Here is a 21,413-nt window from a genome sequence, read left to right on the forward strand (position 1 = left end):
GCCAGGAGGCGCGAGTCTAGGCGGCAGGCGGCAGCGGGATCTGTCGCGGCCAGTCGTCGGCCACCACGAAGAGGCGCTGCCAGCCCATCTCGGCATGCCAGAGGGCGAGCTGCACCGGCGAGGCAGACTCCCGGAAGTGCTCGGCTAGCCGGGCCTCGACCTCGCCCAGGGGCTGCAGGCACTCATGGCGGGGCAGCGCCAGCCAGTGGGGCTTGGTCAGCCTGGCCGCCCGGGTGCCGGTCGGCAGCCCATCCCGGAAGACGCGCCACGCTCCCCAGAACAGCCAGGTCCCACGCAGGTGCGCCGGGTTCGCTTCCCGAGGCCCCGGCAGGGGGTGGCGCCAGGGATAGAAGAGCACCCCCGGTATGGCCAACTGGCGATGGATCTCGAGGGGACGAGCGACGGCATCGTCGTCGATCAGCTTGCGCAGGGCCTGGCGGGTCTCGGGTTGCTCGGTCAGGCGAAGCTGGTGTCGATGGAGGTGCTCGCGCTTGCCGCCCAGGCTGTCGGCGCCGCCGGGGCCGATCCAGCGCGCCTGGTCCGCGGCGCTTCCCGGTCCCTCGATCAGCCCCAGGTAGTACTTGATGGCGACCTCGAGATGGATCAGCGTCGTCTCGCCGCGGCGGCGGTAGAGCAGGTCGAGCTCGCCTAGGGTCTGCTTGCCGCGATGGATGCGCAGGTTGTGGGCGAGCAGCTCAGTACCCGGGGCCGCGTCGAGCAGGAACTGCCAGAGCCGCTCGTGGTAGAGCCCCATGCGGCCGACGAGGGTCTCGCCGACGCAGGCCTCGAGGGCTGCCGGGTCGGCCTCGAGATCATCCAGCCAGGCGGCGAGCAGGGCGTCGTCACCCAGCCCCAGCGCCTCGCGGCTGGGCCGGCCTGGCCAGGGCATGTTGAGCAGGTCGGGTGCCAGCAGCAGCCACGCCAGGTCGCGGACCAGCGGATGGTGGCAGCGGTCGAGCAAGGCGTCCGGGTCGGCCTGGGTGGGGCCGGCCACCGGGGCCGCGGCGAGGGTCAGGCAATAGAATGTCATGGCGGATCGGCTTCCAGGGTGAGGGCCCGCGAGGGCCGGGATACGGTTGACCGCGGCCACCGCCAGGGGGTCTGGGCAGTGGAATCCACCAGCGGTGGTCACTTGCCTGGCAAGATGGGTGCACGTCGTCGCATTTTACGTTAACGTCAACTCGGGTTGCGTTGACCCGCCGGGGCAATCCTCCTGGCAAAGGGCGAGGCAAGCAACAACACTGCCCTCAAAAGGGGTAGAGGAAACCGAGATGACAACGACACAAGATATCCATACGCCCGACTTCCTGCGCGGCGACGAGTTTTCCATTCCCACCTTTCGCCTGCTCCGGCAGGACGGCACCCTCCATGAGGGGGCCGAGGCGCCCGCGCTCGAGCGCGGCCAGGCGCTGAAGATCTACCGCGCCATGGTGGCGACCCGGGTGCTGGACGAGCGCATGATGGCCGCCCAGCGCCAGGGACGGCTCTCCTTCTACATGCAGTGCACCGGCGAGGAGGCCGCGGTGATCGGCTCGGCAGCGGCGCTCGACGACGCTGACATGATCATGGCCCAGTACCGCGAGCAGGGGGCGCTGGTCTATCGCGGCTTCAGCTACGACGAGTTCATGAACCAGCTGTTCGGCAACGAGCTCGACTACGGCAAGGGCCGCCAGATGCCGATCCACTACGGCTCGCGCAAGCTGCACTACATGACCATCTCGTCGCCCCTGGCCACCCAGATCCCCCAGGCCGCCGGCTACGCCTACGGCCAGAAGCTGGCGGGCGAGGGGCACTGCACCATCGTCTTCTTCGGCGAGGGGGCGGCCTCAGAGGGGGACTTCCATGCCGCGCTGAACATGGCCGCCGTCCACGAGGTGCCGGTGATCTTCTTCTGCCGCAACAACGGCTATGCGATCTCCACCCCCTCCATCGAGCAGTTCGCCGCCGACGGCGTGGCGCCCCGGGCCTTCGGCTACCGCATGCACGTGATCCGCGTCGATGGCAACGACGTGCTGGCGGTGCTGGCCGCGACCCGCAAGGCCCGTCGAATCGCCGTGGAGGAGAACAAGCCGGTGCTGATCGAGGCGATGACCTACCGCCTGGCGGCCCACTCCTCCTCGGATGACCCTTCCGGCTACCGCTCCAAGAAGGAGGAGGAGGCCTGGCGCGACAAGGATCCCATCCAGCGCATGCAGAACTGGCTGCTGGCCAGGGAGTGGTGGGACGAAGAGGAGGAGAAGACGCTCCAGGAGACGCTGCGCCGCGAGGTGCTGGAGACCATGAAGCGTGCCGAGAAGCGCCCGCCGCCGCCGCTCGACAGCCTGGTCACCGACGTCTATGCGGACGTGACCCCGGCGCTGCAGCGCCAGCTCGACGGGCTCAAGGCCCATATCCGCAAGTACCCGGAGGCCTACCCGAAGGGGGCGCGCTCCCTGGACCCGGACGTGAGTGCCAGCCTCGATACCCAGGGAGGGGAGTGAGATGCCTAACATGAACATGCTGCAGGCGATCAACAACGCCCTGGACATCGCCATGGCCGAGGACGAGAAGGTCATCTGCTTCGGCGAGGACGTGGGCTTCTTCGGCGGGGTCTTCCGCGCCACCAGCCACCTGCAGGAGAAGTACGGGAAGGCGCGCTGCTTCAACACGCCGCTGGTGGAGCAGGGCATCATCGGCTTTGCCAACGGCCTGGCCGCCCAGGGCTCGGTGCCGGTGGCCGAGATCCAGTTCGCCGACTACATCTTTCCGGCCTTCGACCAGATCGTCAACGAGACCGCCAAGTTCCGCTACCGCTCGGGGGATCTCTTCAACGTCGGTGGGCTGACCATCCGCACCCCCTACGGCGGCGGCATCTCCGGCGGCCACTATCACTCCCAGTCGCCGGAGGCCTACTTCGCGCATACCTCGGGCCTCAAGGTGGTGGTGCCGCGCAACCCCTACCAGGCCAAGGGCCTGCTGCTCTCGGCCATCCGCGACCCCGACCCGGTGCTCTTCTTCGAGCCCAAGCGGCTCTATCGGGCCTCCACCGGCGAGGTGCCCGAGGCGGACTACCAGCTGCCCATCGGTGAGGCCGAGGTGACCCGCGAAGGCAGCGACATCACCGTGCTCGGTTGGGGCGCTCAGATGGAGGTGATCGAGCGCGCCGTGGCGCTGGCGGAGAAGGAGGGCATCTCCTGCGAGGTGATCGACCTGCGCTCCATCCTGCCCTGGGATGAGGACACCGTAGTCGAATCGGTGCTCAAGACCGGGCGCCTGCTGATCACCCACGAGGCGCCGCTGACCGGCGGCTTCGCCGGCGAGATCGCCGCCACCATCCAGGAGCGCTGCTTCCTCTACCTGGAATCTCCCATCGCCCGGGTGACCGGCCTGGATACCCCCTTCCCGCTGACCCTGGAGAAGGAGTACCTGCCGGACCACCTGAAGATCTTCGAAGCGATCCAGGCCTCGATGGCCTTCTGAGGGAGACAAGACGATGAGCGATTTCATGCTGCCCGATATCGGCGAAGGTATCGTGGAGTGCGAGGTAGTGGAGTGGCACGTGGCCGAGGGCGACGTGATCGAGGAGGACCAGCCGGTGGTCGAGGTGATGACCGACAAGGCGCTGGTGGAGATCACCGCCCCCGAGGCGGGGCGGGTGACACGGCTCTACGTGCAGAAGGGCGAGATCGCCAAGGTGCACGCGCCGTTGTTCGGCTACGTGGCGGAGGGGGAGGCGGACGAGGGGCAGCCCGCGGCCGTGCCGGAAGCGACGCCCGATGACACCGGCGCCGCCGCGCAGGCGCCAGGGGCGACGGTCGACCAGGGCACTGCCGACCGGGCCTCGAGCCGCCAAGGGCAGGCGCCCGACGCCTCGGAGGCGGCCCCGGAAGAGGAGAGAGCCGAGCCGGGCCGTGGCCCCTACGGGCGCATTCCGGTCGCCCCGGCGGTGCGTCGCCTGCTGCGCGAGCACGACCTCGACCTCGAGGCGGTGCCGGGGTCCGGCCGCCAGGGGCGGGTACTCAAGGAGGACGTGCTGCGCTACCTGGAGGAGGGCGGCCCCGACGCCCGAGCCGCGGAGGGCGCCGCGGCAACCGACGCCGGTAGCCGGCAGGAGATACGCGTGGAGCCCCTGCGCGGCGTTCGCGCCGTCATGGCCAGGCGCATGGTGGAGGCGGCCAGCACCATTCCCCACTTCCAGTACGGCGAGGAGATCGACGTCACCGAGCTGCTGGCGCTGCGCGAGCGGTTGAAGCCCCTGGCCGAGGCCGAGGGTGCGCGTCTCACGCTGATGCCCTTCTTCATGAAGGCGATGGCGCTGGCGGTGCGCGAGGCGCCGATCCTCAATGCCCGGCTCAGCGATGACGAAAGCGAGATCCACTACCTGGACTCGGTCAACGTGGGGATGGCGGTGGACAGCCGCGCCGGCCTGCTGGTCCCCAACGTCAAGGGGGTGGAGCACAGGAGCCTGCTGTCGGTGGCCGAGGAGGTGGGGCGCCTCACCGAGGCGGCCCGGGCCGGCAAGGTGAGCCAGGCGGACCTGAAGGGCGGCACCATCAGCATCTCCAATATCGGGGCGCTCGGGGGCACCTATGCGGCCCCCATCATCAACGCCCCGGAGGTGGCGATCGTCGCCATCGGCAAGACCCAGTGGCTGCCGCGCTTCGATGCCGACGGCGAGGTAAGACGCCGCGGAATCATGACCGTCACCTGGGCCGGCGACCACCGCCTCATCGATGGCGGGACCATCGCGCGCTTCTGCAACGCCTGGAAGGGCTTCCTGGAGGCACCCGAGACCATGCTTCTGCATCTGGCGTAGCATCATGACCCAGGCGCCCTTGCAGCAGTTCTATATCCCGGAAGAGCAGTCGATCTACCTGCTCAGCCACCACGACGCCCGCAAGCTCAAGGCGTGGGTGGCGCTGTGCCAGGCCCAGCTCGAGCAGCTGGGCTACCGGGAGATCGCGTTGATCGGCAAGGGCGCCTACGGCTTCGTCTTCGCGGGGCTCACCGCGCTCGGCGACGAGTACGTCTTCAAGTTCACCCGGGTCAACCTGCCCCAGCATCTCCAGGACCGCCTCGAGGAGGAGGCCTTCATGCTGGAGCAGGTGGACCACCCCCGGGTCCCGAAGCTGATCGCCTACCAGCGGGTGCGCCACCAGTCGATCCTCGTCATGCAGCGGGCGCCGGGCCTCAACCTGGAGGAGGTGTCGCTGCGCGAGGGGCGGCTCTCGCCGCGCCTGGTGGTGCATATCGCCGGCCAACTGGCCGATATCCTGCGCGCGTTGCGCCGGGAGTCCAGCCCGGTGGGCCGGCCCATCGTGCATGGCGACATCAAGCCCTCCAACCTGGTGTTCGACGCCGCCACCGAGAACATCGCCCTGATCGACTGGGGCTCCTCGGTGTTCGCCCAACTCGACGCCAACCAGCAGTTCGTGGCGGCCAACGTCATGGAGCTGATGTCCGACAACCTGCAGCAGACCAATGCCCGCCTGGGCGATGTCTACTTCATCGGCGAGGAGCAACTCAATGGCGCGCTCTCCTCGCCGCGCTTCGACGAGCAGGGGGCCGCCGGCACCCTCTATGCGCTGGCCTCGGCGCAGTCCTGCCGCTTCGGCCACCGCGCCATTCCCGCCACCTCCCTGGGGCTGCCGGTGGAGTTCGCGCGCATGCTCGACGGCATGCTCGACCCCGATCCACGCCAGCGCCACCGGGCCGGCGACCACTTCATCCGCGAGATGCCCAGGCTCGCCCGACTGGTGGTGATCGACCTGCCGGTCACGCCGCCCCAGGCGCTGGTGCCGGTCTGGGTGCGACCGGCCGAGCGCGAGATCGACACCGTGGTCTACAGCTCGCGCAAGGCCTTCCTGCGCGAGGAGGGGGCGCCGGAGACCCTGAGCGACGTCAACGACGTGCAGCTCGATCGCTACTACAAGAACTTCATGCAGGGCATGGGCGAGACCGAGAAGGCCTTCCTGGCCGCGGTGAGCCGGCTGGGGCGCTACCCGGTGGTGGGGGGGCTGGCGGTGCGCTGGGAGGCCGACGGGGTCTATATTGACACCTCGCTGAACCTGCACGACGCCGAGCGGCGCCCGGCCTTCATCGCCGCGGTCAACAACATGGTCCACCTGGCCCGGGCCATCTACCGCCAGGGCATCTTCAAGAGCTGCCTGTTCAATGCCCGGGACACCCTGCACCTGGATCGCGAGGGGCCGGAGCAGCCCTTCCGGCTGGAGCCCGGGATGCGCCTGGCCTACGAGGTCAGCGCGATGCCGGAGCTGGAGGACCGCAGCCGCCTGCACAGCTACTTCGAGGATGGCCCCGACCCCGAGGAGTTCCTGATACTGCCCGAGCAGATCATCACCTCCCTGGAGGCACTCAACGAGATCCACCACACCGGCATGATCATCTTCGAGGCGCTGCCGGCTCACCTCAAGATCCACAGCTACTACCGCCTGCTCGACCCCTCCCGGGAGGCGGAGTTCCGCCGCCGCCTGGAGGACATCCTCGACGCCGTGGGCCTGATCGAAGGGCTCGGGGTCTCCGGCTTCATGAAGATGCCCTACAAGGACACCCGCTTCTTCCCCCACGTGGAGCGCCAGCCTGAGCGCTTCTATCCGCGCAACCCGCGCGCCGCGCTGCGGGAATCGGCTCGCAGGGCAGAGGGCGACTGACCCCGGTTCAGCGGTTCATCGCCGGGACCCCATCATCCTGGGCCCCGGCTACTTCTTCATGCTTCGGGAGCATTCGACCGAGTTCATCCAGGCCGCGGCGCTCTCGACCCTGCATGCGCTGGTCGCCACCCTGCTGTTCAGCATCAGCTTCGTGGTTACCGCCGGACGGCTGAGCCCCCTGGCCTGCCTGGGTATCGCCACGCTCTGCTGGGTGCCCGCGGCCCTGCTGTTCACGCGGGTGCCGGGAGGGGTGGGGGTCGCGGTGCTGATGTACTTTGCCATGCTGCTGCTGGCGGAGGGAGTCAGGCGGGGGCTCAGGTTGCGCCAGCCCGTCGTCGTGGCACGATCCGGCTGGTTCGATCTGGCGCTGCGCGGCCTGCTGGCCGGTGTGCTGGTGAGCGTGGCGACCACCCTGGCGGTCAAGTCGGGTCCGCTGCTTTCCGGCATGCTGGTGGGGTTTCCGGTGGGGCTGTTTACCATTGGCTGGACCCTGCATGAGCGCTACGGTCCCGAGGTGGCGCGTGCCACCGTGAGCATGGCCCAGAAGGGCATGCTGAGCCTGGTGGCCTTCGGCGTGGTGACGGCGACTCTGGTCGGCCATCTGCCTCCGATGGCGGTCTTCCTGCTCGCGCTGCTGGCCTCCATGGGCGTCAGTGCGACGCTGTTTTTGATCAGCCAGTGGCGGTTCAGGCACGCCCTCGCCCGCAGGGGCGGCATCCTCGATTCATGAGCCGACGGCGGTACACGGAAAACGACCAACGGAAAACGACCAACAATAACAACCCGGACAACAACGTAGACAGCAACGCCCAAAACAACGACTAGGGCTCGGGCCCAATCCTGTTCCACAAGGAGAGACTCCATGACACCTATCCTGCTCAACGCCGACATGGGGGAGAGCTATGGCCCCTGGGTCATGGGGCTCGACCACGAGGTGATGCCCCACGTGGACCTGGCCAACGTCGCCTGCGGCTTCCATGCTTCGGACCCCGACGTGATCCGCATGACGGTGCGCCTGGCGAAGAAGCACGGGGTGCGCATCGGCGCTCACCCGGCCTACCCGGACCTGGTCGGCTTCGGGCGCCGCTCCCTGGCCTGCTCGGCCGAGGAGGTCGAGAACCTGGTGCTCTACCAGTTGGGGGCGCTTTACGGCATGTGCCGGGCGGAGGGGGTCGAGGTGAGCTACGTGAAGCCCCACGGTGCCCTCTACAACGACATGGCCCGGGACCCGGAGATCATGACCGCGGTGATGCGAGCGATTCTGGCCTTCGACCCCGCGCTGCCCTTGATGACCATGGCCACTCGCGACACCTCGGCGGCCCGGGCGCTGGCCAAGGCTGAAGGGGTGGCGCTGTGGTTCGAGGCCTTCGCCGACCGCGCCTACGATGGGGAGGGGCGGCTGGTCTCCCGGCGCGAGGCGGGAGCGGTGCATCATGACCAGGCGGTGATCGTGGACCAGGCGCGGCGTATCGCCACCGGCCAGCCGCTCACCGCCAGGGACGGCAGCGAACTGGTGCTTGCCGCCGATACCCTCTGCGTGCACGGCGACAACCCCGAGTCCATCGCTGCGGTGCGGGCGATCCGCCAGGCCCTCGACGAGATCGAGGCGGGCCCATGAGGGGGGAGTGCGCAGGGCTGCCGCGGCTGGAGTCCGCCGGCCTGGACGGCTGGATGGTGCGGCTCTTCGAACGCATCGAGGAGGCCAACCTGGCCTGGATCACCCCGCTGACGCGGCGCTGCGAGGCGGCTTTCGGCGAAGCGCTGGTCGACCTGGTGCCTTCCTATACCACCCTGCTGGTGGTCTTCGACCCGCTCAGGCTCTCCCCCGAGGAGGCCCGCCTTCGTCTGCTCGGGCTGATGGGCGATCTCGCCCCGGAAGAGCAGGCCGATGCCGGCGAGGTCCGTGAGCTGCCCACTTGGTACGACCCGAGCGTGGGGCCGGACCTGCCCCGGGTGGCCGAGCGGGTCGGGATGACGGTGGACGAGGTGATCGCCTGCCACGCCGGCCACGACTATCGGGTCTTCGCACTGGGCTTCGCGCCCGGCTTCGCCTTCATGGGGCTGCTGGACGAGCGCCTGGAGGTGCCAAGGCTCGACACGCCCCGGAAGGGCGTGCCGGTCAACAGCGTGGCCATCGCCGGGCGCCAGACCGCCGCTTACCCGGCGGTCACCCCCGGCGGCTGGCACCTGCTGGGACGTACCTCGGCGCGGCTCTTCGATCGCGACCGGGAGGGCTTCAGCCTGCTCCGGGTGGGCGACCGGGTGCGCTTCGTGCCGGTGGACCGGCAGGCCTTCGAGGCCGAGGGGGGCGATACCACGCCCATGGAGGCAGGCCGATGAGTCGCGATAAAGGAAAGCATACCGTTATCGGATTTCGCGTCGAGCGTGCCGGCCCCCTCGCGCTGCTGCAGGATGCCGGACGCTTCGGTGTGCGCCGCCTGGGGGTCACCCAGGGCGGGCCGGCCGACCTCCACGGCTGGGCCTGGGCCAACAGCCTGGCGGGCAACCCCTGGGGCGCGGCGGCGCTGGAGGTCACTTTCGGCGGCCTGACCCTGGTGGCCGAGCGTGACCTGACGCTTGCCGTGGCCGGCGCCGACCTGGGGGTCACCCTGGAGGGCGAACCTCTGCCGATGTGGCAGCGCGTCACCTGCAGGGAGGGGCAGCGGCTGGTCTTCACCGCCCCCGTCAATGGCCTGCGCGCCTACCTGGCGGTGGCCGGCGGCTTCGTCGCCGAGCCGGTGCTGGGCAGCGTGGCCTGCGTGGTGCGCGAGGGGCTGGGCGGCTTCGACGGGCGCGGCAGCCGGCTTGCCGAAGGGGATCGCCTGACGGTGGGAGAGCCCCGGGGCATCGATGGGCCGACCGAGGCACCGGAGGCGCTACGACCCGACTATCGCGCTCCGGCCAGGCTTGCGCTGCTGCCCGGCGCCCAGATCAGCGACTTCACCGGCCAGAGCCTGTTCCAGGCCTTCAACTCGGCCTGGCGGGTGGATGACCGCGCCGACCGCATGGGGGTGAGGCTGACCGGGCCGCGGCTGCAGTGCCGCATCGGCTCGCTGGTGTCGGAGGGGATCGGCCTCGGGGCCGTGCAGGTGCCGCCGGACGGCCAGCCCATCGCGCTGCTCAACGACCGCCAGACTATCGGCGGCTATCCGCGGCTGGGGGCGCTGACGCCGCTGGCCGCCTCGCGGCTGGCCCAGTGCCTGCCGGGGCAGGAGGTGAGGCTGGTGGCGGGCTCGAGCGAGCAGGCACTGGCGGCACTGCGCCGCTTTCACGGCCAGCTGGCACAGGGGTAGACGGGGCGAAGGCGCCTGGCGGGAGGTGCTGGCTCAGCCGTGGCCGGGCCCCGTCGAGGGAGATCCTGGCGTCACGCCCCCAGGCCGCTCTCCCGCAGCACCTGGTCGATGCTGCGCTCGGCGGGCGGGTGCCTGTCGGTGGGCAGCAGCTGGGTCTCCAGGGCGGTGATGCCGCCCTCGACGCAGCGGGTGATCAGTTCGCTCTTGCTCAGGCCGGTGGTCTCGGCCAGGGTCTCGAGGCGGGCTTCCAGATCGCGGGAAAATCTCAGCAGGTGAGGCATCTCGTCGTCTCCAACAGGCCCATCCTCGGGCGGGGTGTTTTCCTCAGGATAAAACGGATGTTTTATCCTGTCACGCTTCCTTACGTTGAGCCTGCCACCGCGAGATGACGGCAGGGTGACAGCGGGTGCGGCCCCTTGAACTCCTCGCCCCGGGTGCTAGCATGCCCGGCTCGAGCAGATCCTTGAACTACGCGCCCGGGACGACCCGGTGCGCGCCTGCGCAGCGGGGACGGCCTCGCCTGGAAAGGACATCATCGAGATGGCGTGGATTCTCGTGGCCGTGGCCGGCCTGCTGGAAGTCGCCTGGGCACTGGGGCTGAAGGCCTCTGCCGGATTCACCCGGCCGCTGCCGAGCGTGTTGACCGTGCTGGCCATGGTGGCCAGCTTCTATTTGCTGGCCCAGGCGATGAAGGTGCTGCCGGTGGGCACCGCCTATGCGGTGTGGGTCGGCATCGGCGCGGTGGGCACCGTGCTGCTGGGTATCCTGATCTACGGCGACAGCGCCTCGCCGCTGCGCCTGCTCAGCCTGGTGCTGATCCTGGCCGGCCTGGTCGGGCTCAAGCTGGCCGGCTGAGCCTCAGGCGAGGCCTTGCCGGGTCATCACCTCGGTGATGATGGGCACCGGAGTCATCAGGTGCTCGCGCATCATTTCGCTGGCACGCTCCACGTCCCGGGCGAGGATCACCTCCACTAGGGCGGCGTGCTCCTGACGCTTGCGCTCGAGCGCCTGCTCCGAGAAGACCGTCTCGCGCAGCCACAGGTGGCGGTAGCGCTCCACCTGATCGAACAGGCTCTCGCGTACCTGCAGCAGGTGGGGCGAGCGACAGCCGCTGGCGATAGCGGTATGGAAGGCCTTGTGGCGGGCGTCCCAGACGTCGAGCAGCTCGTCGGGGGAGTTGACCTCCATCACCTTGGCGAGGGTGTGGGCGGTGGCCAGGATCTCGGCCTCCCAGGCGTCGTCGCCGCGCTCGATGGCCAGCCGCAGTACCAGCCCCTCGAGCTGGGCACGGGCGTCGTAGAGGTCCTCGAGCTCGGCCAGGGACATGGGGGCCACCCGATAGCCGCGCTGGCTGATCGCTACCACCAGGCGTTCGGCCACCAGCTGGGAGAGCGCCTCGCGCAGCGGGCCGACGCCCAGGTCGTAGCGCGCCTTGAGCCGGCTCATCAGCAGCTTCTCGCCGGGCCGGAAGGCCCCGCGGATGATGTCCTGCTTGAGCCAGCGGTAGGCGCTGATGCCGAGGTTCTGCCGAGGGGGAGTCGTGTCCATGCCGCCTGCGTCCTTGTACTTAATTCGAGCCGTACTCATTCACGCCGTACGTGTCCAAGCCGTTCTTATCCAAGCCATCGTTTGCCGACATCATAGCCGAACATCGCCGATCTGAATAATCGGCGGCATCCTGCCGTAATGGCGTCATTTGGCCGGCGGGCGTCAGCGTGTCGCCATGACCTCCTCGCTCCACTCGGCGATGGCCCGGGCCAGCTCGTCGGCGGCGCGACCGAAGGCCTCCACCACCTGAGCCACGGCGGCCCCCTCGCTGGGCTCGCGCACCTCGAAGCGCCGCTCGGCCAGCAGCCGTCGCTGGCTCTCGTCCACCAGGCTGGCGTCGAGGCGGATCACCGCCACCGGCGAGCCCTGCGCCTCTGTCGGCGGATAGACGCTGTGAAAGGCGCGCAGGTCGCTGACTAGCGCCACATCGGCGCTCAGCGGGCTGTTGTCGTCTTGAACCTGCAGACGGCTGCGGTCGCGCAGCCCCTCCACCAGGCGGTCGCGTAGCAGCAGTGGGATGCGGTCGCTCCAGCGGGCGCCGGCGTAGGCCTGCAGGCGGTTGGGCTCCGGCATCACCAGGATGCGCGCCCCGGAGAGCAGCGCCGATGCCTGGGGGGTCTCCACCCGCAGGCGTGCCTCCAGGGGGGCGCTCTGGGCGGGGGCAAGCGGGGTGGCGGGCAGCAGGTGAAGGCTGGGCGGCTCGCTCTCCGGCAGCAGGGTGCAGGCGGTGAGGGTGCTTGCTAGCAGCAGCAGGGCCAGGCGTCTCACGGTGAAAACTCCTCGATCGGTTCACGGCCCAGCAGGAAGTCGGCCGGGTTCTCCTCCAGGCGGCGGGTGATGCGCCCCAGGGTGTCCAGGGTGCCACGCAGCTCGCGGATGGTCGGGCCGAGGTCGCCCAGCCCCTGCATGCCGCGGCTCAGGGCCTCCTCATTGCTGCCGAGCAGCTCCTCCAGGCGGCGGGCCATGCCCTGCAGGCTGCCCATGGCCTGGCCGGCGCTCTCCAGGACCTGGCGGCCATCCTCGTCGACCAGGGCTTCGGCGCTCTGGCTCAGGCCAGCCAGCGACCGCAGCAGGGAAGTGGCCTCCTCGCCCAGCCGGTCGGCGATGTCGACCACCGCCCCGAGCTCGCCGCTGCGGGCGGCCAGCTCCTCGCTGAGCTGCTCCAGGTTGATCAGGATCTGCTCGACCCGGGCGGTGTTCTCCTCGGCGAGCAGGCGGTTTGCGTTGGTGATCAGCTGGTTCAGGCCGCCGATCAGGGTCTCGCCGTCGGCGAGCAGCGAGCTCAGAGCGGAGGGCTCGGCGAGGATCAGTGGCGGGTCGCTGCGGCTTCCCTGCAGGCGCGGCCGCTCCGGGCTGCCGCCACGCAGCTGGATGTTCATGCTGCCAGTGACGTTGGCCAGGGCGAGGCTGGCGCGGGTGTCCTCGCGCACCGGGATATCGGCATCGATGCGGATGAGGGCGCGCACCAGGCGTGGATCGTCCGGGTCCAGGCGAAGATCGGCCACGTCGCCGACGCGGATGCCGCTGAACAGCACCGCATTGCCGGTGGCAAGGCCCCCGACGGGGCTCTCGAAGCCGACCTCGTAGAAGGTCACCTCGCGGTCCGTGGCGGACTTGCCGAGCCACAGGGCGAAGCCCAGGGCGGCGACGAGGGCGATGACGGTGAACAGGCCGATCACCAGGTGGTGGGCGCGGGTTTCCATCAGGTGTTCTCCCCGGAGGTTGTCGGCGGGTGGGAGGCGGCGGCCCGGGCGGCGGCACGGCCTCGGGGGCCGTGGAAGTAGTCGCGGATCCAGGCGTCGTCGCTGGCCTCCACCACCGCCAGGCGGTCGGCCACCAGCACGCGGCGCTGGGAGAGCACGGCGACCCGGTCGCAGGCGGTATAGAGGGTATCCAGGTCGTGGGTGACCAGGAAGACGCTGAGGCCCAGGGCGTCGCGCAGGGTCATGATCAGGCGGTCGAAGTCGGCGGCACCGATGGGGTCGAGGCCGGCCGTGGGCTCGTCCAGGAAGAGCACTTCCGGGTCCAGCGCCAGCGCCCGCGCCAGCGCCGCGCGCTTGATCATGCCGCCGGAGAGCTCGGCGGGCATCTTGAGCGCGGCATTCGGCGGAAGCCCGGCCAGGGCCAGCTTCATGCGCGCCAGGTCCTCGGCGTCGCGCCGGCCGAGGCCTACATGCTCGATCAGCGGCAGCGCTACGTTCTCCTGGAGGTTGAGTGACGAGAAGAGCGCGCCGCGCTGGAAGAGCACGCCGAAGCGCCGCTCCATCTCGGAGCGCCGGCGGGCGGGCAGGGCGGAGAGATCCTCGCCGAACAGCTCGACGCGCCCGGCGTCGGGGCGCTTGAGCCCCACGATGCTCCTGAGCAGCACCGACTTGCCGGTACCGGAGCCACCCACCACGCCGAGGATCTCGCCGCGGCGGATGTCCAGGTCCAGGTCCTCGTGGACCACGTGGCTGCCGAAGCGGTTGGCCAGCCCCCGCACCCGGATGACCGTGTCGTCGGCGCCGCTCACCAGCCCATCTCCATGAAGAAGAGCGCGGCCACGGCGTCGAGCAGGATCACCATGAAGATCGACTGCACCACGCTCGAGGTGGTGTGCTCGCCCACCGACTGGGCGCTGCCGCTGACCTTGAAGCCCTCCAGGCAGCCGATCACCGCGATCAGGAAGGCGAACACCGGTGCCTTGCCCAGGCCCACCAGGAAGTGATTGAGGGGAATATCCCGCTGCAAGATCAGCAGGAACTGGGTGGCCGAGATATCGAGCATGAAGATGCACACCAGGGCGCCGCCGAGGATCCCGCTCAGCATGCCGATGAAGGTGAGGATCGGCAGGATCACCATCATCGCCAGCAGCCGCGGCAGCACCAGCAGCTCCATGGGGTCGAGGCCCAGGGCGCGGATGGCGTCAATCTCCTCGTTGGCCTTCATGGCGCCGATCTGGGCGGTGAAGGCGCTGGCGGTGCGGCCGGCCAGCAGGATGGCGGCCAGCAGCACCCCGAACTCGCGCAGGAAGGCGAAGGCCACCAGGTTGACGGTGAAGATGGTGGCGCCGAAGTCGCGCAGCACGGTGGCGCCGAGGAAGGCCACCACGGCGCCCACCAGGAAGGTGAGCAGTGCCACGATGGGCACGGCGTTGAGGCCGGTCTGGTGCACGTGGGAAACCAGCGCGGTGACCCGCCAGCGCCAGGGGCGCAGCAGGCAGGCCAGCAGGGTGGTCAGGGTCAGGCCGATGAAGCCGAGCAGCATGCGCTGCTGGCGCCACAGGGCCAGCACCCGATCCCCGACGTCGACCAGCCAGTCGGTGAGGGGCGCCTGCCTTGGCGAGGTGGGCGTCAGCGGCTCGCGCAGCACCCGGGCCACGGTCTCCAGCAGCGCCTGACGCGCTTCGGGAAGCGCCGGCGCCCATTCGGCCACCGCCTCGAGGCGCTCGGCCCCGAGCAGTTCCACCAGCAGGCTGGCCCCGGCGGTGTCCAGGCCGGCAAGGCCGGAGAGGTCGACCTCCTCCCAGTCCAGTGAAGTGTGGCGGCGCAGCTGGGCCTTCAGCGCATCATGATGCGCCAGGGTCCAGCTGCCGGTGATCAGCAGCCGGCCGTTATCGAGCTCGATGCGGCCGGCAGGGGCGTCTGTCGAGGCCATGGTCAGGCGTTTCCTTCTCCCGGGGGCGACGTCCGTGAAGCGTCGGGCATGGGGCTATCCTAGCGGATACCTACAGCAATGTATGCCCCCGGGTCTAGGCTCCGGCGTCTATTCCGGGGGCTTGCCCAGGGCCTGCCAGGCGGCGTAGGTGCTGAGAAAGACGCGGCCGGTGATATCGTCGAGGAAGTCGCTGCGCTTGAGCCGGTCCATCACCGGCCCCTTTACCTCGGCCAGGTGCAGGGTCACCCCGGACTCCTTGAGGCGGGCGTTGATGGCGTCGAGGCTCTCGAGGGCCGAGGCGTCGATCAGGTTGACCGCCGAGCAGATCAGCACCACGTGCTCGAGTCCCGGGCGGCGCGCCACGAGTTCATGGACGGTGTCCTCCAGGTAGCGGGCGTTGGCGAAGTAGAGGCTCTCGTCGATGCGCAGGAAGGCGACGTGGCTCAGGGTCTCCACCTCGTGGCGGGTGACGCTGCGAAAGTGCTCGCTGCCGGGAATCAGCCCCACGATGGCGCTGTGGGGGCGGCTGGTGCGGTAGAGGAAGAGCGCCACCGAGAGCAGTACCCCACTGATGATGCCGGCCTCGGCCCCCTCCGCCAGGGTGAGCAGGATGGTCACGGCCATGGCCGAGAAGTCGGCCCGGGAGTAGCGCCAGGTCTGGCGGATCATGGGGAGATCCACCAGGGTCAGGGCGGCCACGGTGATGGTGGCGGCCAGGGTGGCGATGGGCAGGTGGTAGAGCAGTGGGGTGAAGGCCAGGGTGACCAGGCCGATGCCGAGTGCGGTGAAGAGCCCGGCCATGGGGGTCTGGGCACCGGCCTCGTCGCTGACCACGGTGCGCGACAGCCCGCCGGTGACCGGCATCCCGGCGGTGAAGGCGGCGGCCAGGTTGGCGCCGCCCAGGCCCACCAGCTCCTGGTTGGGGGAGATGCGCTGGCGCCGCCGGGCGGCCAGCATCTGGGCCATGGAGATCGACTCCACGAACCCCACCACACTGATCAGCAGCGCCGGAATCAGCAGCGCATACCAGAGCGAGCCGTCGAAGCCCGGCAGGGTCAGCGGCGGCAGCCCGCTCGGCACCGAGCCGATCACTGCCACACCGCGTTCGGCGAGCCCCAGCTGCCAGCTGAGCCCGGTGGTGACCGCCACGGCCAGCACCGGGGCGGCCCGGGCCAGCAGGGCGGCGCTGGCGTCGGCCAGCCCCAGGCGCCGGAGCAGCCCCCTGGCGTGGCGGCGGCTGGCGAGCAGGAAGCCCAGGGTGCCGACCCCCAGCGCCAGGGTGGGCCAGTGCACCTGCCCCAGCTGGCCGACCAGGTTGGCCACCAGGGTGGTGGCGGTGTAGCCGCTCGCCTCGAGGCCCAGCAGGTGCCCGATCTGGCTGGCGGCGATCAGGAGCCCCGAGGCGGAGAGAAATCCCGCGATCACCGGGTGGCTCAGGAAGTTGGTGAAGAAGCCCAGGCGGGCCAGGCCCATGGCCGCGAGCATCAGCCCGGAGAGCAGTGAGAGCACCAGGGCCGCCTGCAGGTACTCCGGGGTGCCCGGGGTGGCCACCCCGGAGAGGGCCGCACCGGTCATCAGCGCGATGATCGCCACCGGCCCCACCGCCAGGGTTCGGCTGGTGCCGAGCAGCGCATAGAGCACCGCCGGCAGGATGCTAGCGTAGAGCCCCACCACGGCGGGCAGGCCGGCGAGCAGGGCGTAGGCCAGTGACTGGGGAATCACCATCACGGTGACGATCAGGCCGGCCAGCAGGTCGGCGCCACCCAGCCGGCGGTTGTAGTGGGGCAGCCAGGTGAGAATCGGCAGGTAGCGCTTGAGCATCCGTTCTTCGTTCGGCGTAGGGAGTGACCCTAGAGACTAAACGATATGCGTGGCCGTGTTCAGAGTGGGTTAGATCTGGTGAAATGGCCGTGTCGGCCCACCACCCACGCCGGATCATCCACATCGGCTCATCCACAACAACCGCAAGGACACCTCATGAAGCGCGAAACCATCGCCCTGCATCACGGCTATGCCCCCGACGACCAGCACTCGGTGGCGGTGCCCATCCACCAGACCACCTCGTTCTCCTTCGACAGCGCCCAGCACGCCGCCGACCTCTTCGACCTCAAGGTCGAGGGCAACATCTACTCGCGGATCATGAACCCCACCTGTGCGGTGCTCGAGCAGCGCGTGGCGGCCCTGGAGGGCGGGCTCGCCGGCCTCGCCGTGGCATCGGGCATGGCCGCCATCACCTATGCCATCCAGACCATCGCCGAGGCGGGCGACAATATCGTCTCGATCAGCGAGCTCTACGGCGGCACCTATAACCTCTTCGCCCACACCCTGCCGCGCCAGGGCATCGAGGTGCGCTTCGCCGACAAGGACGACCTGGCCGGCCTCGAGGCGCTGATCGATGCGCGCACCAAGGCGGTCTTCTGCGAGAGCGTCGGCAACCCGTCGGGCAGCGTGGTGGACATGAAGGCCCTGGCCGAGGTGGCCCATCGCCACGGCGTACCGGTGATCGTAGACAATACCGTGCCCACCCCCTTCTTGTGGCGTCCCATCGAGCACGGCGCCGACATCGTGATCCATTCGGCCACCAAGTACATCGGCGGCCACGGTACACCGTGGGCGGGGTGATCGTCGACTCCGGCAAGTTCCCCTGGGCCGAGCACGCCGAGCGCTTCCCGCTGCTCAACCAGCCGGATGTCTCCTACCACGGGGTCTGCTACACGCGGGATCTCGGCGAGGCCGCCTTCATCGGCCGCGCCCGGGTGGTGCCGCTGCGCAACATGGGCGCGGCGCTCTCCGCCCAGGCCGCCTGGAACCTGCTGCAGGGGCTCGAGACCCTGGCGCTGCGCATTGAGCGGATCTGTGACAACGCCCAGCGGGTGGCCGAGTACCTGGAGGGCCACGACGCGGTGACCTGGGTGAAGTACGCGGGTCTGTCGAGCCACAAGGACCACGGCCTGGCCCAGGAGTACATGGGCGGGCGCGCCTCGGGCATCCTGAGCTTCGGCATCAAGGGTGGCCGCGAGGCCGGCGCGCGCTTCTACGACGCCCTGGGCATGATCCTGCGCCTGGTCAACATCGGCGATGCCAAGACCTGCTCATCGATTCCCGCCGCCACCACCCACCGCCAGCTCAACGACGAGGAGCTGGTCAAGGCGGGGGTGACGCCGGACATGGTGCGCCTCTCCATCGGCATCGAGCATATTGACGACATCCTCGCCGACCTCGATCAGGCCCTGGCCGCAAGCCAGCGCTGATTACCTCGTCATCCAAGAGCGGCGCCGTCCCCTTGTCCTGGCAGGGGGACGGCGCCGCTTTGTTGATGCAGGGCAAGTGTGTTCGCCATTGTCGTCCAACGCTGTCAGAACTTGAGTCCTACCATGGTGTGTCAGGCCAAAGTGCAGGTCTCACCCGGCGCCGAAGGGACTAAGCTGCGGTCCTGAAATAACATCAACGTATGGGGCGCATGGCGATGCAGCTTTTCATCCATCTTCTGGCCGCGCTGGTGGCCGTTGCGGCCGGCGTGGTCACCCAGTACGGGGTGTCTCCCTGGACTCCCTGGCTTGCCCTGCCGCTCGCCGCCGTGGCCGGCGCCCTGGCCCTCTATGCCAGGATGCTAAGGGTCTACGCCTTGCCTGCCGCGGAGCTGAAGGCTCGGCGGCGAGCCTGGCTGCCTTCGGTGCAGGACTATCTGGCCCTGCGCCGCCTGGGTCATGACCTGGTAGGGCGCACCGGCGTGGCGGCCATCGCCTCCGCCGAGGTCTCCCACCACGCCGATCGCCTCGATCAGCGGCTGACGCGCCAGGAGCGCGTTGTCCATGACGCCTCCACCAGCATGACGGCCATCAGCAGTGCCATCGAGCAGGTGGCCAGCGGGGCGAGTCAGGTCGCCCGGCTGGCGACCAGCTCCCGGGAGGGGAGCGAGGCGAGTCGAGAGCAACTCGATGCGGTGATCACCGAGATGCAGGCGCTGGCCGAGCGCTCCTCCGAGGCGCTGGCGCAGCTCGGTTCCCTGGAGGAGAAGGCCGGCAGCGTGAAGCGGGTCACCGCCATGATCGAGGAGATCGCCGAGCAGACCAACTTGCTCTCCCTGAATGCCTCGATCGAGGCGGCGCGGGCCGGGGAGCACGGGCGCGGCTTTGCCGTGGTAGCAGGCGAGGTCAGGGCGCTGGCCGGGCGGACGGCCGATGCGACCCGCCACGTCGAATCCCTGGTAAGCGATATCGGCGTGAGCATTCACCAGGTGGTCGAGAACATCGGTTCGCTGATGGGGCGCGTGGGGCACCAGGCGGCCGAGATAACGACGGTGGGGGAGCGCCTCACCGCCATGAACCACAGCGTGCAGGGCGTGGAGCGCGAGATTGCCGAGATCGCCACCGCCATGGAGGACACGAGGCACCATAGCCAGCGGATTGCCGGCACCCTGCAGTCGTTGTCCCGGGAGGTCGATGAGGGCAACCGCGACATGCACAGTCTGGCGTGCCAGGCCCGTGCCCTGATGCAGAGCGCCGAAGAGGTCGAGGCGGCCTTGGCCCAGCAGCGTCTCGATGGCCGCCATCAGCAGGTCTATCGCGTGGCACGTCAGGCGGCGGATCAGCTGCAGGGACTGCTGGAGAAGGCGCTGCGCCGCGGGGAGCTGAGTATCGATCAGCTCTTCGACGACCGCTATGAGCCGGTGCCGGATACCCAGCCCACCAAGTATCGGACGCGCTATGACGAGTGCTGCGACCGTCTCTTTCCTGGCGTGCAGGAACCGCTGCTCAAGGCATATGGCCTGGCCTACGCCATCAGCTGCGATCGTAACGGCTATGTGCCGACCCACAACCTGGCCGTCAGCCATCCTCCCACCGGGGATCTCGCGCACGATCTCAAGTTCAGCCGCAGCAAGCGGATCTTCGATGACCCGACCGGCAAGCGCTGCGGCAGTCACCGCCAGCCGCTGTTGCTGCAGACCTACAAGCGTGACACCGGTGAAATCATGCACGACCTGTCGGTGCCACTCATGGTGGCGGGCAAGCACTGGGGCGGCTTTCGGGTCGGCTACTCCCCGGTGCTCGAGAGTCACGACACGAACACGAAGCAGGTGCCGTCCTCCTTCGAGGGCGAGCTGCAGGCGGCGGATCCAGAGGTGCGAGCTTCGCCGGATCCGGCGCGGCGGCAGCAAGAAGCCCTGTCGTGATCACTCCCCGGCCATCTCGCGCCGCGCGCGCCCCTGCCAGGCGGACCAGGTGTAGAGCGCCAGCGCCGTCCAGATCAGCGAGAAGGTGGCCAGCTGCACCGCCGTGAGAGGCTCGCCGAACACGAGCAGGGCGATGCCGAACTGGATGGTGGGGTTGATGTACATCAGAAAACCCAGGGTGGCCAGGCGCAGCCGCCTGGCCGCGCCGGCGAAGGCCAGCAGGGGCAGGGCGGTGATCACCCCACTGGCGATCAGCAGCAGGGTGGTGCGGGGCTCTCCCAGGAAGTGGGAGAGGTCGACCTGGACCAGCCTGGCCAGCGTCAGCAGTGCCAGCGGCAGCAGCAGCAAGGTCTCCACGAAGAGCCCCGAGAGGCCGTCCAGCGGAACCTGCTTGCGCAGCAGCCCGTAGGTACCGAAGGAGAAGGCGAGCCCCAGGCTGATCCACGGCAGCTCTCCGAGCAGCAGCAGCTGGATCAGAATTGCCACGGCGGCGAGCCCCACGGCCGCCGCCTGCAGCCGGTGCATGGTCTCGCGCAGCACCAGCATCCCCAGCGCCACGTTGACCAGCGGCGTCATGAAGTAGCCCAGGCTCGCCTGCAGCACCTGGCGGGTCTCCACCGCATAGATGTAGAGCCCCCAGTTGATCGCGATCAGCAGAGCGCAGCCCAGCACACTGCCCAGGCGGCGCGGCTCGCTCAGAGCCTTGCGGACCGGTGCCCAGCGCTTAAGCAGGGTGACCAGCCCCACCAGGAACAGGCAGGACCAGAGGATCCGGTGGATCAGGATCTCGAAGGCCGGCACCCCCTGGAACAGGGCGAAGAAGAGCGGAAAGCAGCCCCACAGGATATAGGCGGAGAGACCGAAGGCGACCCCCTTGGCGGGTTCGCGATCGGGGGCAGGGCTCGGCGATGGGCGCATCGGGGTCTCGTGGCCAGGGCGGCGTATAAGGTGACGGGAAAAGCTGTACGTTAGCAGGCTATTGGCCTTGCCGCCACGGGGCGGCTGACGTGGCTCCGGGCCTGAGTTAGCAAAAATCCGCGTAAACCCTCGCCCACTCGGGCGGGGATACAAGCGGGCAGCGCGATAGCGCTGCTGGGTTTGCGGTATGGGGCC

19 protein-coding genes and 1 pseudogene are annotated in these 21,413 nt (G+C 69.2%); 11 read left to right on the forward strand and 9 right to left on the reverse strand.

Going from position 1 to position 21,413, the window contains the following annotated elements:
• Positions 1 to 16: 16 nt before the first annotated feature.
• Positions 17 to 1,030: a DUF1853 family protein gene (locus DER72_RS03445; protein ID WP_110068607.1), complete on the reverse strand. Its 1,014-nt coding sequence runs from the start codon at positions 1,028 to 1,030 to the stop codon at positions 17 to 19.
• 241 nt (positions 1,031 to 1,271) lie between these two features.
• On the opposite strand from DER72_RS03445, the gene DER72_RS03450 reads away from it, so the two are divergent.
• The 8 genes from DER72_RS03450 to DER72_RS03485 all read left to right on the forward strand — a co-directional run bounded on the left by DER72_RS03450 (position 1,272) and on the right by DER72_RS03485 (position 9,943).
• Entirely contained in the window at positions 1,272 to 2,480 is a 1,209-nt protein-coding gene (locus tag DER72_RS03450; RefSeq protein ID WP_110068608.1) for a thiamine pyrophosphate-dependent dehydrogenase E1 component subunit alpha, read from the forward strand.
• A 1-nt stretch (position 2,481) separates the two neighbouring features.
• Positions 2,482 to 3,459: an alpha-ketoacid dehydrogenase subunit beta gene (locus tag DER72_RS03455; RefSeq protein WP_110068609.1), complete on the forward strand. Its 978-nt coding sequence runs from the start codon at positions 2,482 to 2,484 to the stop codon at positions 3,457 to 3,459.
• Between the two features lie 13 nt (positions 3,460 to 3,472).
• Positions 3,473 to 4,795: a 2-oxo acid dehydrogenase subunit E2 gene (locus DER72_RS03460; protein ID WP_110068610.1), complete on the forward strand. Its 1,323-nt coding sequence runs from the start codon at positions 3,473 to 3,475 to the stop codon at positions 4,793 to 4,795.
• A gap of 4 nt (positions 4,796 to 4,799) precedes the next feature.
• Complete coding sequence (locus tag DER72_RS03465; RefSeq protein WP_110068611.1) at positions 4,800 to 6,650, forward strand: protein kinase; 1,851 nt, start codon at positions 4,800 to 4,802, stop codon at positions 6,648 to 6,650.
• Positions 6,651 to 6,708: 58 nt separating this feature from the next.
• Complete coding sequence (locus DER72_RS03470) at positions 6,709 to 7,380, forward strand: hypothetical protein (RefSeq protein WP_110068612.1); 672 nt, start codon at positions 6,709 to 6,711, stop codon at positions 7,378 to 7,380.
• Positions 7,381 to 7,512: 132 nt separating this feature from the next.
• Complete coding sequence (locus tag DER72_RS03475) at positions 7,513 to 8,268, forward strand: 5-oxoprolinase subunit PxpA (protein WP_110068613.1); 756 nt, start codon at positions 7,513 to 7,515, stop codon at positions 8,266 to 8,268.
• Entirely contained in the window at positions 8,265 to 8,990 is a 726-nt protein-coding gene (locus tag DER72_RS03480; RefSeq protein ID WP_110068614.1) for an allophanate hydrolase subunit 1, read from the forward strand. The genes DER72_RS03475 and DER72_RS03480 overlap by 4 nt, the downstream gene beginning before the upstream one ends.
• Complete coding sequence (locus DER72_RS03485; protein WP_181395599.1) at positions 8,987 to 9,943, forward strand: biotin-dependent carboxyltransferase family protein; 957 nt, start codon at positions 8,987 to 8,989, stop codon at positions 9,941 to 9,943. The genes DER72_RS03480 and DER72_RS03485 overlap by 4 nt, the downstream gene beginning before the upstream one ends.
• Positions 9,944 to 10,014: 71 nt before the next feature.
• Here the strand turns inward: DER72_RS03485 and DER72_RS03490 are convergent, their stop codons facing one another.
• A complete protein-coding gene (locus tag DER72_RS03490; RefSeq protein ID WP_110068615.1) occupies positions 10,015 to 10,224 on the reverse strand; it encodes a hypothetical protein in 210 nt (69 codons plus the stop codon).
• Between the two features lie 259 nt (positions 10,225 to 10,483).
• Between DER72_RS03490 and sugE the strand changes: the two genes are divergently transcribed.
• The gene (gene sugE / locus DER72_RS03495; RefSeq protein ID WP_162899980.1) at positions 10,484 to 10,798 is read left to right on the forward strand and encodes a quaternary ammonium compound efflux SMR transporter SugE; all 315 of its coding nucleotides are present in this window, start codon (positions 10,484 to 10,486) and stop codon (positions 10,796 to 10,798) included.
• Between the two features lie 3 nt (positions 10,799 to 10,801).
• Here sugE and csiR read toward each other — a convergent pair whose 3' ends face one another.
• From csiR to DER72_RS03525, 6 genes are all read right to left on the reverse strand, one after another.
• On the reverse strand, positions 10,802 to 11,491 hold the full coding sequence (gene csiR, locus DER72_RS03500; protein WP_110068616.1) for a DNA-binding transcriptional regulator CsiR: 690 nt from the start codon (positions 11,489 to 11,491) through the stop codon (positions 10,802 to 10,804).
• Positions 11,492 to 11,653: 162 nt separating this feature from the next.
• Positions 11,654 to 12,259 (reverse strand): ABC-type transport auxiliary lipoprotein family protein, encoded by a 606-nt coding sequence (locus DER72_RS03505; protein ID WP_110068617.1) that lies wholly within the window; start codon positions 12,257 to 12,259, stop codon positions 11,654 to 11,656.
• Positions 12,256 to 13,194 (reverse strand): MlaD family protein, encoded by a 939-nt coding sequence (locus DER72_RS03510; RefSeq protein ID WP_110068618.1) that lies wholly within the window; start codon positions 13,192 to 13,194, stop codon positions 12,256 to 12,258. Before DER72_RS03510 ends, DER72_RS03505 begins: the two co-directional genes overlap by 4 nt.
• A complete protein-coding gene (locus tag DER72_RS03515) occupies positions 13,194 to 14,003 on the reverse strand; it encodes an ABC transporter ATP-binding protein (protein ID WP_110068619.1) in 810 nt (269 codons plus the stop codon). The genes DER72_RS03510 and DER72_RS03515 overlap by 1 nt, the downstream gene beginning before the upstream one ends.
• Positions 14,000 to 15,127, reverse strand: coding sequence for an ABC transporter permease (locus tag DER72_RS03520; protein WP_110068620.1), 1,128 nt, complete (start codon positions 15,125 to 15,127; stop codon positions 14,000 to 14,002). The genes DER72_RS03515 and DER72_RS03520 overlap by 4 nt, the downstream gene beginning before the upstream one ends.
• A 108-nt stretch (positions 15,128 to 15,235) precedes the next feature.
• Entirely contained in the window at positions 15,236 to 16,948 is a 1,713-nt protein-coding gene (locus tag DER72_RS03525; protein WP_110068621.1) for a SulP family inorganic anion transporter, read from the reverse strand.
• Positions 16,949 to 17,104: 156 nt separating this feature from the next.
• Between DER72_RS03525 and DER72_RS03530 the strand changes: the two are divergent.
• A pseudogene (locus DER72_RS03530) lies at positions 17,105 to 18,378 on the forward strand (O-acetylhomoserine aminocarboxypropyltransferase/cysteine synthase family protein).
• A gap of 209 nt (positions 18,379 to 18,587) precedes the next feature.
• The gene (locus tag DER72_RS03535) at positions 18,588 to 20,300 is read left to right on the forward strand and encodes a methyl-accepting chemotaxis protein (protein ID WP_258306182.1); all 1,713 of its coding nucleotides are present in this window, start codon (positions 18,588 to 18,590) and stop codon (positions 20,298 to 20,300) included.
• Here DER72_RS03535 and rarD read toward each other — a convergent pair whose 3' ends face one another.
• Positions 20,301 to 21,218: an EamA family transporter RarD gene (gene rarD / locus DER72_RS03540; protein WP_110068622.1), complete on the reverse strand. Its 918-nt coding sequence runs from the start codon at positions 21,216 to 21,218 to the stop codon at positions 20,301 to 20,303.
• Positions 21,219 to 21,413: the final 195 nt, after the last annotated feature.

The sequence above is a fragment of the Halomonas sp. A11-A genome (assembly GCF_003182195.1).
Taxonomy (GTDB): domain Bacteria; phylum Pseudomonadota; class Gammaproteobacteria; order Pseudomonadales; family Halomonadaceae; genus Halomonas; species Halomonas alkalicola.

Coding starts and splice junctions, on each gene's coding strand:
- DER72_RS03465 (WP_110068611.1), top strand. CDS start 4,800: ATGACCCAGGCGCCCTTGCAGCAGTTCTATATCCCGGAAGAGCAGTCG.
- DER72_RS03510 (WP_110068618.1), bottom strand. CDS start 13,194: ATGGAAACCCGCGCCCACCACCTGGTGATCGGCCTGTTCACCGTCATC.
- DER72_RS03525 (WP_110068621.1), bottom strand. CDS start 16,948: ATGCTCAAGCGCTACCTGCCGATTCTCACCTGGCTGCCCCACTACAAC.
- csiR (WP_110068616.1), bottom strand. CDS start 11,491: ATGGACACGACTCCCCCTCGGCAGAACCTCGGCATCAGCGCCTACCGC.
- DER72_RS03460 (WP_110068610.1), top strand. CDS start 3,473: ATGAGCGATTTCATGCTGCCCGATATCGGCGAAGGTATCGTGGAGTGC.
- DER72_RS03520 (WP_110068620.1), bottom strand. CDS start 15,127: ATGGCCTCGACAGACGCCCCTGCCGGCCGCATCGAGCTCGATAACGGC.
- DER72_RS03455 (WP_110068609.1), top strand. CDS start 2,482: ATGCCTAACATGAACATGCTGCAGGCGATCAACAACGCCCTGGACATC.
- DER72_RS03445 (WP_110068607.1), bottom strand. CDS start 1,030: ATGACATTCTATTGCCTGACCCTCGCCGCGGCCCCGGTGGCCGGCCCC.
- DER72_RS03485 (WP_181395599.1), top strand. CDS start 8,987: ATGAGTCGCGATAAAGGAAAGCATACCGTTATCGGATTTCGCGTCGAG.
- DER72_RS03535 (WP_258306182.1), top strand. CDS start 18,588: ATGGCGATGCAGCTTTTCATCCATCTTCTGGCCGCGCTGGTGGCCGTT.
- DER72_RS03480 (WP_110068614.1), top strand. CDS start 8,265: ATGAGGGGGGAGTGCGCAGGGCTGCCGCGGCTGGAGTCCGCCGGCCTG.
- DER72_RS03450 (WP_110068608.1), top strand. CDS start 1,272: ATGACAACGACACAAGATATCCATACGCCCGACTTCCTGCGCGGCGAC.
- DER72_RS03490 (WP_110068615.1), bottom strand. CDS start 10,224: ATGCCTCACCTGCTGAGATTTTCCCGCGATCTGGAAGCCCGCCTCGAG.
- DER72_RS03470 (WP_110068612.1), top strand. CDS start 6,709: ATGCTTCGGGAGCATTCGACCGAGTTCATCCAGGCCGCGGCGCTCTCG.
- DER72_RS03475 (WP_110068613.1), top strand. CDS start 7,513: ATGACACCTATCCTGCTCAACGCCGACATGGGGGAGAGCTATGGCCCC.
- rarD (WP_110068622.1), bottom strand. CDS start 21,218: ATGCGCCCATCGCCGAGCCCTGCCCCCGATCGCGAACCCGCCAAGGGG.
- sugE (WP_162899980.1), top strand. CDS start 10,484: ATGGCGTGGATTCTCGTGGCCGTGGCCGGCCTGCTGGAAGTCGCCTGG.